This is a genomic window from Streptomyces sp. NPDC007346 (assembly GCF_040703535.1).
GTDB lineage: Bacteria > Actinomycetota > Actinomycetes > Streptomycetales > Streptomycetaceae > Streptomyces.
The window spans coordinates 1-12,744 of record NZ_JBEYKR010000079.1; the positions used below are offsets into that span (position 1 = coordinate 1).

The window sequence follows — 12,744 nt, forward strand, 5'->3', positions numbered from 1 at the left end:
CGCCGCGCTCCTGGGTGAGCTGGCCTCCGGCGCGCGGACGGCCGGGCCGTCGTCCCCGCCCAGGGCGAGCAGGGTCTCGGTCGCCACGACGGAGCTGGTCAGGTACGGGGCGGGGGCCACGCTGCGGCCCAGCTCCTCCAGGACCACCGCGGCCTCCCGGTGGGACGCGCCCTGGCCGCCGAGCTTCTCCGGTACGAGGAGTCCGGCGGCGCCGATGCCGGTGGCGAGCGCCTCCCACAGCCTCGGGTCGTACGGCGCGTCGGACTCGGTCGCCGCGATCACCGTCGGCGCGTCGGCCCGGTCGGCGAGGAGGGCCCGTACGGCGGAGCGCAGGTCCTCCTCGTCCTGCGAGTAGAGCAGGTCGGGGGTGGCGGGGGGCTGGGCGGGCGCAGTCATCGGCTCAGGTCCTTCCAGGCGACGTCCTTGTCGTTACGGGGTTCGGCGGGCAGCCCGAGGACGCGTTCCGCCACGATGTTCAGCAGGACCTCGCTGGTGCCGCCCTCGATGGAGTTGCCCTTGGAGCGCAGGTAGCGGTAGCCGGCGTCCCGGCCGGTGAAGTCCACCAGCTCCGGGCGGCGCATGGTCCAGTCGCCGTACAACAGGCCCTCGTCGCCCAGGAGTTCGACCTCCAGGCCGCTGATCTCCTGGTTGAGGCGGGCGAAGGCGAGCTTCATGCCCGAGCCCTCGGGGCCCAGCTGTCCGGCGACGAGCTGCTGGCGCAGCCGCTCACCGGTGAGCCGGGCGACCTCGGCCTCCACCCAGAGGGTGAGCAGGCGTTGGTGGGTGTCGGGGGTGCGCAGCTCGGGGCGTTCGCGCCAGGTCGCGGAGACCGGGCCGATCATGCCGCCCTCGCGGGGGATGCGGGAGCCGCCGATGGAGACACGCTCGTTCATCAGCGTGGTCTGGGCGACCTTCCAGCCTTCACCCACGGGGCCGAGCCGGTGGCTGTCGGGGATGCGTACGCCGGAGAGGAAGACCTCGTTGAACTCCGCCTCGCCGGTGATCTGGCGCAGCGGGCGGACATCGACGCCCGGGGCGGTCATGTCGCAGATGAAGTAGCTGATGCCCCGGTGCTTGGGGAGGTCCGGGTCGGTGCGGGCGATGAGGATCGCCCAGCGGGCCACATGGGCGCTGGACGTCCACACCTTCTGGCCGTCGACCACCCAGTCGTCCCCGTCGCGGACGGCCCGGGTGGCGAGCGCCGCGAGGTCGGAGCCGGCGCCGGGCTCGCTGAAGAGCTGGCACCAGACCTCCTCCCCCACCCACAGGGGGCGCAGGAAGCGCCGCTTCTGCTCGTCGGTGCCGAAGCCGAGGACGGTGGGCGCGGCCATGCCGAGGCCGATGCCGATCCGGCGCGGGTCGTTGTCCGGCGCGTCGGCGGCGGCGAGTTCGGCGTCGACGACCTGCTGGAGGGAGCGGGGCGCGTCGAGCCCGCCGAGCCCCTCCGGGTAGTGGACCCAGGCGAGGCCCGCGTCGAACCGGGCCTTGAGGAAGTCCGTGCGCTCCGTCGTGGCGGGCGGGTGTGCGGCGAGCAGCTCGCGGGTGCGGCGGCGGACCTCGGTGGCGTCGACGGCGGGGCTCATCGGGCACCTCCGGGCAGCACGACGATCCGGCCGGTGCTGGCGCCGTCGGCGACACGCTGGACGGCTTCGGCCGCTGCGGCCATCCCGACACGCTCGCTGATCAGGGGTTTGACGATCCCTTGGGCGGCCAGCTTCGTCAGCTCGTCGTGGCAGGCGCGGACGGCGGCCGGGTCCTTGGTGTTGTAGAGGCCCCAGTGCAGCCCGACGATGGAGTAGTTCTTCACCAGGGCGTGGTTGAGCGCCGGGGCGGGGACGTTCCCGCTGGCGAAGCCGACGACGAGGACCCGGCCCTCGAAGGCGATGCACTTGACGGACTTGGCGTACGCCTCGCCGCCGACCGGGTCGTAGACGACGTCCGCGCCACGCCCGCCGGTGGCTTCCTTCACCGCGCCGACGATGTCCTCGCCGCGCCGGTCGATGACCAGGTCGCAGCCGAGTTCGCGGGCGACGGCCGCCTTCTCCGGGCCGCCGACGACGCCGATCACGGTGGCGCCCGCGGCCTTGCCGAGCTGGACGGCCGCGCTGCCGACACCGCCCGCCGCCGCGTGGACGAGGAGGGTCTCGCCGGCCTGGAGGCGGGCGCGGCGGTGCAGGCCGAACCAGCCGGTCTGGTAGCCGATGTGCAGAGCCGCCGCCTCGGCGTCGTCCAGGGCGTCGGGGGCGGGCAGCAGGGCCGCCTCGTCCGCGACGACGTACTCGGCGAAGCCGCCGCTGGGCAGGGCGGGGGTGGCGAGGACCCGCCGCCCGTCCCGCGTCGTGCCGCACACCTCGACGCCCGGGGTGAACGGCAGCGGCGGCCGCACCTGGTACCGGCCCCGGCAGAGCAGGGCGTCGGGGAAGTTGACGTTCGCCGCGCGGACCTGGACGAGCACCTGCCCGTCACCGGGGGTGGGCCGGTCCGTCTCCTCCAGGCTCATCACCTCGCCCGGCTCGCCGTTCCGGTGCACTCGCCATGCCTGCATGAGGGGCCTCCACAACACTGTCGGCATTACCACTGCTCGCGTCATCACCGCGGGTGCGACCACTGCTCGCGTGACCACCGCTCCGGCGCATACTAAGCGGTCGCTTGCCCATCTGGGAACAGGGTGAGCACCCCGGCACGGCCGACAGCGGCCCCCTCAGCCCCGCTTCGGCTTCGCCCTCACATGCATCCGCTCGCCCTGGGGGCCGAAGAGGCTGAGGAACTCCACCGGCCTGCCCTCCGCCGGCCCGAACCAGTGCGGCAGCCGGGTGTCGAACTCGGCGGCCTCCCCCGGCTCCAGCACCAGATCGTGCTCGGCCAGCAGCAGCCGCAGCTTCCCCGAGAGCACGAACAGCCACTCGTACCCCTCGTGCGTGCGCTGCTCCGGCACCTCGCCGCTGTCCGCCTCCTGCACCATCTTGTACGCCTGGAGGCCGCCGGGCCGGGCGGTCAGCGGCAGCATCGTCCGGCCGTACTGCACGATCGGCTTGGCCCTCACCCGGGGGTCCCCGACGGGCGGGGCGCCCACGAGGTCGTCGAGCGGGACCTCGTGGGCGCGGGCGATCGGGAGCAGCAGCTCCAGGCTGGGGCGGCGGCCGCCGGACTCCAGCCGGGAGAGCGTGGAGACGGATATGCCGGTGGCGGCGGAGAGCGCGGAGAGGGTGACCCCGCGGTCCTTGCGCAGGCGGCGCAGGCGGGGGCCGACCCCGGTGAGGACGGCGTCGAGTTCGGGGTCGTCCCGGTCGTGTTCCTTCATCCGCCCATTGCAGAATCGGCAACCCGAATTGTCAATACCGCACTGCTGGCCGCGGTGGTGTCAGTGGGCGAGGAGCTCGAAGGCGACCACCGGGCGTCCGCCGAACCGGTCGGCACCGGAGCGCACCATGTCCTCCAGGAAGGCGCGGCAGTACCTCTCCGGCTCCTCCTGGGTCAGCGCCTCGATGTACGTGCGGTGGGCGAGCAGGGACTCCACGGAGCGCTCGAAGCCCGCCGTCGCGTCGACGCCGTGCGTGGGCCGGTCGCTGCCCGCCACGGCGCTCCAGCGCACCCCGTTCCACGGCTCCAGGCCCTGTTCGGCCAGGTCCGGGAAGATCCACCGGTTGCCCGCGTCGGCGACGGCGTCCAGGGTGGCCCGGCCGACCGCCCGGTGGTCGGGGGTGTTCCAGGCGACGCCGCCCCAGGTGTCACGGTGGTTGAGGGTGACGACCAGTTCCGGGCGGTGGCGGCGGATGGCGGCGGCGATGTCGCGGCGCAGCCCGACGCCGTACTCGATCACCCCGTCGCGGTGGTCCAGGAACTCCACGGTACGCACGCCGACGGCGGCGGCGCTCGCCCGCTGTTCCCGCTCGCGCAGGGGCGCGCACTCCTCGGGCGGCAGGGTGTCGATGCCGGCCTCGCCCCGGCTGGCGAGGAGGTAGACGACCTCACGGCCGCCGTCGGTCCAGTCGGCCACGGCGGCGGCCGCGCCGTACTCCAGGTCGTCGGGGTGGGCCACCACCGCCAGGGCGCGGCTCCAGTCGGTGGGCAGGGGTTCCAGTCGCTGCTGCGTCATACCCGCAGGCTACCGACGATCACCGGGCCCGGCCGTGCGCGGCGGATATCCGGGTACGAGGAGGGAATGTGAGCCCGTCCTGCGGTGCTGGAGACACGTGTAGAGTCCCTGCCCTCCCGCGCGCAGCCCCGGTCGACGAAAGGAACCCGCTCGTGACCAGCCCCGCATCCCTCTCCCCCGCCCAGGCCGCAGCCCGTCTGGAGGAGTTCACCGTGATCGATGTGCGGGCTCCCGGTGAGTACGCCGCGGGCCATGTGCCCGGCGCCCTGAACATCCCGCTCGACAAGCTGCCCGACGCCCTGCCCGCCCTGAAGTCCGCCTCCGCGCGCGGCTCCCTGCTGGTGGTGTGCGCCTCCGGGGTCCGTTCGACCCGCGCCTGCGAGATCCTCGCGGGCGCCGACATCGAGGCCGCCACGCTCACCGGCGGCACGTCCGCCTGGGAGGGTGACGGCCGCGGCCTGGACCGGCCCGAGGGCGCCCGCGCCGTCTGGCCCATGGAGCGCCAGGTGCGGCTCGCGGCCGGTTCGCTGGTGGTGGCCGGGCTGGTGGCGGGCATCCGCTACCCCGCCGCCCGCTGGCTGGCCGCCGGCATCGGCTCGGGCCTGGTCTTCTCGGCCGTCACCGACACCTGCGGCATGGCCTCGGCCCTGTCGAAGCTGCCGTACAACCGGGCTCCGCGCTCCGGCGGCGACCTGGACGCCACGCTGGAGGTGCTCCAGCGCTGACCGGGCGCGGCCCGGGGCGGGTGGTGGTCAGACCTCGTCCCTGACCATCGCCAGGAGCCGGTCCAGGACGCGCGGTCCGCCGGCGCGCACGCCGTCGTGCTCGTACTCGTTCGTCACCCAGGTGCGCAGCCCCCGGATCGCCGCGGCCGTACGCAGCGAGTGCCGGGTGTCCACGTACATGTCGTCGTGGTAGACGGCGGCGGCGACGGGCACCTCGTTGGCGGCGAGCCGCTCGGGGTCGTAGAGGACGGGCCAGTCGGTGCGCCGGGCCAGCAGCTCGGCGGTCTCGCGCAGCGGGCGCAGCGCCGGGTCGACGTCGAAGTGCCAGGGGTGGATCGTCTCCCCGGTGAAGAGGAGCGGCCCCTCCCCCGCCAGCGCCGTCGCCGCGTCGAACTGCGGGAACTCGGCGCGGACCCGCTCGGCAGACCAGCCGGTGGCGCGCTCGCCCTGCCCGTAGATCGCCTCGTGGACCAGGGCGTAGAGCGGGTGCCCGGCGAACGAGGTGGCCGAGCGCAGGGCCTCCTGGAAGGCGTCGGAGAGCTCGGTGCCGTGCGGGGTGCGGACGAAGGCGTTCTCCAGGAGGTGGTGGAGCTGGTGGCTGCCGTTGCCGGCGCCGAGCAGGATGCCCAGTGACTGGAAGAGCTCGGGCGTCAGCCGGTGGCCCGCGCTCTCGGGGCGGTGCTCGGCGAGGTGGGCGGCGATGGCGCGGGCCCGCTCGACGTCCTGCGGGTAGCGGGCGTAGTGCGCGGCGACCTTCCGCTCGACACGGGGGTACGCGGCCCGGTAGACGTCGTCGGCGTGGGCGTCCAGCGAGGGCAGCCCGCCGGTGATGAGGACCGCCGCGAGCCCCTCGGGCGCCGAGGAGAGGTAGCGGACCGCGCAGAACCCGCCGAAGGACTGGCCCAGCACGGTCCAGGGCGCGCCGCCGGTGAGCCGCTGCCGGATGAGTTCGCAGTCCCGGACGATGGCGTCGGAGCGGAAGTGGGCGAGGTAGTCGGCCTGTTCGCGGGGGCCGCCGCGCAGCGGGAGGGTCTGCCGGTTGGCGGGGGTGGACAGGCCGGTGCCGCGCTGGTCGAGCAGGAGCACCCGGTACTCGCGCAGCGCGCGGCCGAGCCAGGCCTCCGTACCGACGAAACGGCGGGCGCCGAAGCCGGGGCCGCCCTCCAGGTAGACCAGCCAGGGCAGCTCCCCGCCCGACCGCCCGGCGGCGACGGCCTCGCGCCCGTACACCTCGATCTGCTCGCCGCCGGGGTCGCTGTGGTCGAGGGGAACGGTGAAACGCCGGTCGGTGAGGACGACGCCGGGCTGACGGTACGTGTTCACGAGAGGCTCCTGTGTCGAGGGTCCGGGCCTGTCCTGTTGAAAGGCCCAGTTCAGCACATGGCCGGCCGCCGGCGGCCAGGGGGCGGGTGACCCGGACAGTCCCGGTCCGTGTGCGCCGCGCCCCGGGCGCTCCTACTGTGCGGACATGATCCGGTTCGAGCAGGTCGGCAAGGTCTACCCGGACGGTACGACGGCGGTCGACGAGCTCTCCTTCGAGGTGGCCGAGGGTGAACTGGTGACGCTGGTCGGGCCGTCGGGCTGCGGCAAGACGACCACGATGATGATGGTGAACCGGCTGATCGAGCCGACCTCGGGCCGGATCCTGGTGGGCGGCGAGGACATCGCCGGGATCGACCCGGTGAAGCTGCGCCGCCGGATCGGCTATGTGATCCAGCAGGTCGGCCTCTTCCCGCACCGCACGGTCCTGGACAACACCGCGACCGTCCCCGCGCTGGTCGGCTGGAAGCGGGCGCGGGCCCGGGAGCGGGCGGCGGAGCTGCTGGACCTGGTGGGCCTGGACCCCAGGACGTACGGCTCGCGCTATCCCTCGCAGCTCTCCGGCGGCCAGCGCCAGCGGGTGGGTGTGGCGCGGGCGCTCGCCGCCGATCCGCCGGTGCTGCTGATGGACGAGCCGTTCGGGGCGGTGGACCCGGTGGTGCGCGAACGGTTGCAGAACGAGTTCCTGGCCCTCCAGGAGCGGGTGCGCAAGACGGTCCTGATGGTCACGCACGACATCGAGGAGGCGGTGCGGATGGGGGACCGGATCGCGGTGTACGGGGAGGGGCGCATCGAGCAGCTGGACACCCCGGCCGCCGTGCTCGGCACCCCGGCGACCCCGTACGTGGCCCGGTTCGTCGGCTCGGACCGGGGCCTGAAGCGGCTGTCGGTGACCGCGATCGAGCCGGAGGACCTGGAGGAGCCTCCGGTGGCCCGGCTGGACGAGCCGGCGCCGGTGGCGGCGGACCGGCTGCGGGCGGCACAGGCCCGCTGGGCGGTGGTGCTGAACGCCAGGGGTGAGCTGCACGGCTGGGTGTCGGCGGATGCGCTGCGGGCGGCCGGGGAGCGGGGGACGGTGGGCGCCCTGGCCCGCCGGATGGAGGCGTGGGTGCCGGTGGGCGCCCCGCTCAAGCAGGCGTTCAGCGAGATGCTCCAGCACGACGCGGGGTGGGTGGCGGTGCTGGACGGGGCCCGGTTCCTGGGGGTCCTGACCCCGGCGAAGCTCCATGAGGCGCTGCGGCGGTCGGTGGACGCGGACGCCCAGGGGGTGGGGCGCGAGGAGGTGGACTTCGACTCCGTGGCGGACGCGTGAGCCGGGGGCCGCACATGGACGCACCGGCCGCGCGGATCGCACGCCCCCACCCCTTACCCGCGCTTGCATGTAACCCGCGCTTGCAATTACTGTCGACGCCAGTAAGCCTCGTACGCCATTGATGTCGGCGTGCGCAGCACGAACCGAAAGGCCCCCCATGCCCACCGCTCCGACCGTCCCCACCGTCACCCTCAACAACGGGGTGGCCATCCCCCAGCTCGGCTTCGGCGTCTTCCAAGTGCCGACGACGAGACCGCGGCCGCCGTCACCACCGCCCTGGAGGCGGGTTACCGGTCCATCGACACGGCGGCGATCTACGGCAACGAGGTCGGTGTGGGCCGCGCCCTGGCCGCCTCCGGGCTCCCCCGCGAGGAGCTGTTCATCACCACGAAGCTGTGGAACGCCGACCAGGGCTACGACGCGACGCTCGCCGCGTTCGACGCCAGCCTCGCCAAGCTGGGCCTCGACCACGTGGATCTCTACCTCATCCACTGGCCGACGCCCGCCCACGACCTCTACCCGGAGACCTGGCGCGCCCTGGAGAAGCTGGTGGCCGACGGCCGGATCCGGGCCGCCGGTGTCTCCAACTTCCAGCCCGCCCACCTCCAGCGGCTGCTGGAGACCGGCACCCTGGTCCCCGCCGTCAACCAGGTCGAGCTGCACCCCGGCCTCCAGCAGGCCGAACTGCGCGCCTTCCACGCCGAGCACTCCATCGCCACCGAGGCCTGGAGCCCGCTGGCCCAGGGCGCTCTGCTCGAGGACGAGGTGCTGGTCTCCATCGCCGAGCGGCACGGCAGGTCCACCGCCCAGGTGGTGCTCCGCTGGCACCTCCAGCTCGGCAACATCGTGATCCCCAAGTCGGTCACGCCCGAGCGCATCCGGCAGAACATCGACGTCTTCGGCTTCGAGCTGTCGGCCGCGGACATGGACGCGATCGCCGGTCTGGACCGCGGTATGCGCACGGGACCGGACCCCGACACCCTCAACTGAGCTCCCCCTGAAGGAGGGCGGCCGGCGGCAGCGCCGGAGGCAGGGGCAGGCGAGGAGCGGTGAGGGACACCCGCGTTGACAGCGCCCGGGTGGTCTCGTTCTAATGGGGTGCGTGCAGCGTGGCGTCGGCCAAAGAGATCTGGGCCGGCCGGCGGCCAAGCCGGCACCTTCTTCCAGGGACGACGTGATGAGTTCACTCACCGCCCGCTCTTCCTGACACCTCCGCGACCGCGTGCGCCTCTCGCGCCGCGCCCGGTCCCGCGCCCCTTCCTGCCGGGCCTCGCTGTGCCCGCCCCTCTTTCCGGGAGACCCAGAACACCCATGCCCTCTGCCTTCCAGCAGTCCGTCATCGATGAGTTCCGTGCCAACGCGGGGAAGGTCGGCGGCCCCTTCGCCGGCACCGACCTCCTCCTGCTGACCACCACCGGCGCCCGCACCGGCAAGCCGCACACCACCCCCCTCGGCCATGTCCGCGACGGCGACCGGCTGCTGGTCGTCGGCTCGAACCTCGGCGCCGCACACCACCCCGACTGGTACCACAACCTCCTGGCCCGCCCGGCGGTCCAGGTGGAGCTGGGCGATCAGGCGTTCCCGACCATCGCCGTACCCGCCGAAGGGCCCGCGCGCGACGAGCTCTTCGCCCGGGTGGTGGCCGAGGCCCCCGGATACGGGGAGTACCAGGCGGCGACCGACCGGGCGCTGCCGGTCGTGATCCTGCAACTCCCCGACCCGCGGCAACCGGCCCCCGAGATCACCTCGCTGGCCGGCAAGCTCACCGAGGTCCACACCTGGCTGCGCGGCCAACTGGCCCAGGTGCACGCCGAGACGGAAGCGCACTTCGCCGCCCGGTCCGCCCACCGGGGAGCCGGCGCACCACCGCCGCCCGGCCTCGGCCTCCAGATCCGGCAGCGCTGCCTGGCGTTCTGCCAGGCGCTGGAGTTCCACCACAGGGGTGAGGACGGCCATGTGTTCCCGGTGATGGAGGGGTACCACCCCCACCTCCGTCACGCCTTCGACCGGCTGCGGGAGGAACACCGGTCCATCGCGGCCGTGCAGTCGGCCCTGGCGGAGTTGCTGGCCGATGTCGCCATCGCCGAACCGGACCGCTTCCGCGCGGAACTGGCCCGGATGACCGAGGAGTTGACCGCCCACCTCGACTACGAGGACGCGGAGATCCTGCCCTTGCTCAAGGACGTGCCCTGGCCGCCGGTGCCCTAGCCGTCAGCTCTTCGGGATGAGCTTCCTCGACTCCAGGTAGGTGCGCGCGACGTCCTCGGGGAGCCTGCGCCAGCTGTCGACCTGTTCGTTCATGGACGCCAGGTCGGCGGTGGTCAGGACGGTGTTGAGCCTGCCGAGGGCGTCGCGCACCCCGTCGCCGCCGGCGCGGGCGCGGTTGACGACGGGGACCACGTGGTCGGCGTTCTGGAGCTTCTTGTCGTCCTCCAGGAGCACCAGCCCGAACCGGTCGAGTGTGGCGTCGGTGGTGGTGGTCAGGACCATCTGGTCCTGACCGTTCTGGACGGCCTGTTTCGCCTGGGTGGTGCCGACGCCCTTCGGGTCGACGGCGACGATGTCGATGCCGTACGTCTTCCGCAGCCCGGGTGCGCAGTAGGGCCGTTGTACGCATTCGTCGCCGGCCGCGAGGCGCACCGGGAGCTCCGCCCGGCCGAGGTCGCCGAGCGTCTTCAGGCCGTGCTTCTTCGCGTAGGAGGCAGCGACCGCGAAGGCGTTCTGGTCGACGGCCCTGCCGGGGTCGAGCACGGTGAGCCCGCGCGGGGCCGCGAGCGCGCGCAGCGCCTTCATCGTGGCGGTGAGGTCGGGCGATCCGACGGGGGTGGCGTCGGCACCGTTGGCCTTGGCGTTCAGCCAGTCGGCGAAGGTCGCCGCGTACTCCGGTACGACATCGATCTGGCCGCTCTCCAGGGCGGGTTCGTAGATCTCGCGGTTGGTCACGGAGATGATGTCGGTGGAGTATCCGGCGCGCTCCAGCAGCAGGGCGTACATCTGGGCCAGCAGGTCGCTCTCGGTGAATCCGGCCGATCCGACGGTCAGCTCCCGGCTGTCGCCGGGCGGCGCGGTGACCTCGCCCTGGCTCTCCAGGCTGGGGCCCGTGGCGCAGGCGGTGGCGGCGAGCAGCAGGAGCCCGGCCAGGGCCCGGCGCGCGCGGGCGGGGATCATGCGGCCTCCCGCCCCCGGCCGGGGGCCATGCGCTGTCCCGCCTCGAAGAGGCTCTCCACGAGGAGGGCGAAGACCGCCACCAGGACAGCCCCGGCCACCACCTGCGGGGTGGAGGCGAGATTGAACCCCGCGGTGATGATCCGGCCGAGACCGCCGCCGCCGGCCAGGGCCGCGAGGGTGGCGGTGGCGACCAGCTGCACGGCGGCGATCCGGACCCCGGTGAGGATCAGCGGGAGGGCCAGCGGCAGCTCCACGCCCCACAGCATCTGCCGGCCGGTCATGCCCATGCCCCGGGCGGCCCGCACGACGTCCCGGTCCACCTCGCGCATCCCCACGTAGGCGTTGGTGAGCAGCGGCGGCACGGCGAACAGGACGAGCGCGATGATCGTCGACCACTGGCCGTACGTGCCCACGGGGGTGAGCAGCAGCAGCACGAGCACGGCGAAGGTGGGGACGGCCCGGCCGATGTTGGAGATGTTGACGGCGAGCGCGCCCCCCTTGCCGAGGTGGCCGAGGACCAGGGCGACGGGCAGCGCGATCAGGCAGCTGATGAGCAGGCAGACGACGGTGAGGAAGAGGTGTTCGCCGAGCCGGTTCCCGATCCCGTCGGGCCCCGACCAGTGGGTGGCGGTGGTGAGCCAGGACCAGGTGTCGGAGAGGGTCTTCATGGCCGCCCCCTCTTCCGCCGCGGCTTCACGCCTGCCTCCGCGTCCAGGGCGTCAGCAGCCGCTGGGCCCCCAGGAGCAGCAGGTCGGCGGCGACGGCGATGACGACACAGAGCACGGAGGCGGTCAGCACCTGGGCCTTGAAGTAGGTGTTCATGCCGGAGTAGATGAGGTTGCCGAGGCCCCCGTAGCCGACGATCGCCCCCACGGTGACCAGGGAGACGGCGGAGACGGTGGCGATCCGCAGGCCGGCCATGGCGGCGGGCAGGGCGAGCGGGAGTTCCACGGCCAGCAGCAGGCGCATCGGCCCGTACCCCATGCCGCGTGCGGCCTGCCGGGTCTCCTCGGGGACGGCCCGGAGCCCGGCGAGGATGTTGCGGACCAGCAGGGTCAGCGAGTAGAGGACGAGCCCGGTGACGACGAGCCCGGCGGAGAGTCCGTAGACCGGCAGCAGCAGCGAGAACATCGCCAGCGACGGGATGGTGTAGAGGATCGTCGTCAGCCCCAGCACGGGCCCGGCCGCCCAGCGCCGGCGGCGGGCGGCAAGAGCCAGCGGGACGGCGAGGGCGAGTCCGATGAGCACGGCGAGCGCGGTGAGCTGGAGGTGCTGGAGGGCAGCGTCCCAGAGGATCTCCCGGCGGCTGGAGAGGTAGGCGCCGCAGATCCACTCGTTGCGTGCGAGGCAGTCGTCCGGGGGTGCCGTCACCCGCCCATTGCAGCGTGGCCGCGGGTCCGCCGCCCGTCCTGTTCGCCCGTACGGGGGGGCGGCCCGCGGGCGGCGCTGCGCGGGCGGAACCGTCGCCGTACGGTGGGAGGGAGCGTGGGTGCGGCGCCCCGCACCGCGCGCAGCCCCCGCAGAGACGGTAGGTGCCCGCGATGGCCGGTGAGATCTCCTTCTTCGAGCTCGGGGTGGACGACCCCGAGAAGGCCAGGACGTTCTACGGCGCGCTGTTCGGGTGGAACTTCGAGCCGGGCCCCGCGGGCGAGGGTGGTTACGCGATCGGGACGCCCAGCGGGCAGGGGGGCGTCCACGGCGGCGACCCGGAGGGCGGGCCGTACCTCTTCTTCCGGGTCGACGACATGGCCGCGGCGGTGGCGCGGGTGCGCGAACTGGGCGGCAGCGTGGAGGGCACGGACCTCGGCGAGGACGACGCGTCGGCCGCCCGGTTCGGGCGCTTCCGGCTCTGCCGCGACGACCAGGGCTCGCCCTTCGGACTGCACGAACCGCCGGGCGTCCGCTGACGTCTGAGGTTTCGGTGTGACACCTGAGGCTTCGGTCATGCCGCGGGGACGCTCCGGAAGAACGTCTTGCGCGGCCCGAGCAACCCTGGGCGCCCCGCCGCCGTCTTGATCACCGACAGAACGGTTCGCCGCCCGGCACGAGCGGCGTCCGCCTCCACCTGTACCGGGCTCGGAGAACCAGCCAACTATGCACTCCATGTATACACATGGCGCATA

At 73.4% G+C, this 12,744-nt stretch carries 13 protein-coding genes and 1 pseudogene; 5 read left to right on the plus strand and 9 right to left on the minus strand.

The annotated features are described in order from the left end of the window. The 5 genes from AB0917_RS20730 to AB0917_RS20750 form a co-directional block, all read right to left on the minus strand. Positions 1–396, minus strand: a 396-nt coding sequence (locus AB0917_RS20730; protein ID WP_366821065.1) for an acyl-CoA dehydrogenase family protein, incomplete at its 3' end; no start/stop codon positions are given. Further along, complete coding sequence (locus AB0917_RS20735) at positions 393–1,583, minus strand: acyl-CoA dehydrogenase family protein (RefSeq protein WP_366821066.1); 1,191 nt, start codon at positions 1,581–1,583, stop codon at positions 393–395. The genes AB0917_RS20730 and AB0917_RS20735, both read right to left, overlap by 4 nt. Continuing rightward, on the minus strand, positions 1,580–2,545 hold the full coding sequence (locus AB0917_RS20740) for an NADPH:quinone oxidoreductase family protein (protein ID WP_366821067.1): 966 nt from the start codon (positions 2,543–2,545) through the stop codon (positions 1,580–1,582). Before AB0917_RS20740 ends, AB0917_RS20735 begins: the two co-directional genes overlap by 4 nt. Positions 2,546–2,701: 156 nt before the next feature. Continuing rightward, complete coding sequence (locus tag AB0917_RS20745) at positions 2,702–3,301, minus strand: helix-turn-helix transcriptional regulator (protein WP_366821068.1); 600 nt, start codon at positions 3,299–3,301, stop codon at positions 2,702–2,704. Between the two features lie 60 nt (positions 3,302–3,361). Next, positions 3,362–4,096, minus strand: coding sequence for a PIG-L deacetylase family protein (locus AB0917_RS20750; protein ID WP_366821069.1), 735 nt, complete (start codon positions 4,094–4,096; stop codon positions 3,362–3,364). A gap of 152 nt (positions 4,097–4,248) precedes the next feature. Between AB0917_RS20750 and AB0917_RS20755 the strand changes: the two genes are divergently transcribed. Next, complete coding sequence (locus AB0917_RS20755) at positions 4,249–4,821, plus strand: rhodanese-like domain-containing protein (RefSeq protein WP_366821070.1); 573 nt, start codon at positions 4,249–4,251, stop codon at positions 4,819–4,821. A gap of 27 nt (positions 4,822–4,848) precedes the next feature. On the opposite strand, the gene AB0917_RS20760 is transcribed toward AB0917_RS20755, so the two are convergent. Next, complete coding sequence (locus AB0917_RS20760) at positions 4,849–6,144, minus strand: alpha/beta fold hydrolase (protein ID WP_366821071.1); 1,296 nt, start codon at positions 6,142–6,144, stop codon at positions 4,849–4,851. A gap of 145 nt (positions 6,145–6,289) precedes the next feature. Between AB0917_RS20760 and AB0917_RS20765 the strand changes: the two genes are divergently transcribed. The 3 genes and pseudogenes from AB0917_RS20765 to AB0917_RS20775 all read left to right on the plus strand — a co-directional run bounded on the left by AB0917_RS20765 (position 6,290) and on the right by AB0917_RS20775 (position 9,661). Continuing rightward, positions 6,290–7,453: a betaine/proline/choline family ABC transporter ATP-binding protein gene (locus AB0917_RS20765; protein ID WP_366821072.1), complete on the plus strand. Its 1,164-nt coding sequence runs from the start codon at positions 6,290–6,292 to the stop codon at positions 7,451–7,453. Positions 7,454–7,610: 157 nt separating this feature from the next. Beyond that, a pseudogene (locus tag AB0917_RS20770) lies at positions 7,611–8,443 on the plus strand (aldo/keto reductase). A gap of 321 nt (positions 8,444–8,764) precedes the next feature. Further along, entirely contained in the window at positions 8,765–9,661 is an 897-nt protein-coding gene (locus AB0917_RS20775; protein ID WP_366821073.1) for a nitroreductase/quinone reductase family protein, read from the plus strand. Between the two features lie 3 nt (positions 9,662–9,664). On the opposite strand, the gene AB0917_RS20780 is transcribed toward AB0917_RS20775, so the two are convergent. The 3 genes from AB0917_RS20780 to AB0917_RS20790 are packed head-to-tail and all read right to left on the minus strand — an operon-like array spanning position 9,665 to position 11,992. Further along, positions 9,665–10,621: an ABC transporter substrate-binding protein gene (locus AB0917_RS20780; RefSeq protein WP_366821074.1), complete on the minus strand. Its 957-nt coding sequence runs from the start codon at positions 10,619–10,621 to the stop codon at positions 9,665–9,667. Beyond that, a complete protein-coding gene (locus AB0917_RS20785; protein ID WP_366821075.1) occupies positions 10,618–11,289 on the minus strand; it encodes an ABC transporter permease subunit in 672 nt (223 codons plus the stop codon). Before AB0917_RS20785 ends, AB0917_RS20780 begins: the two co-directional genes overlap by 4 nt. 25 nt (positions 11,290–11,314) lie before the next feature. Continuing rightward, the gene (locus tag AB0917_RS20790) at positions 11,315–11,992 is read right to left on the minus strand and encodes an ABC transporter permease (protein ID WP_366821076.1); all 678 of its coding nucleotides are present in this window, start codon (positions 11,990–11,992) and stop codon (positions 11,315–11,317) included. Positions 11,993–12,162: 170 nt separating this feature from the next. Between AB0917_RS20790 and AB0917_RS20795 the strand changes: the two genes are divergently transcribed. Further along, the gene (locus AB0917_RS20795; protein WP_366821077.1) at positions 12,163–12,528 is read left to right on the plus strand and encodes a VOC family protein; all 366 of its coding nucleotides are present in this window, start codon (positions 12,163–12,165) and stop codon (positions 12,526–12,528) included. The last annotated feature ends 216 nt before the right edge of the window (positions 12,529–12,744 follow it).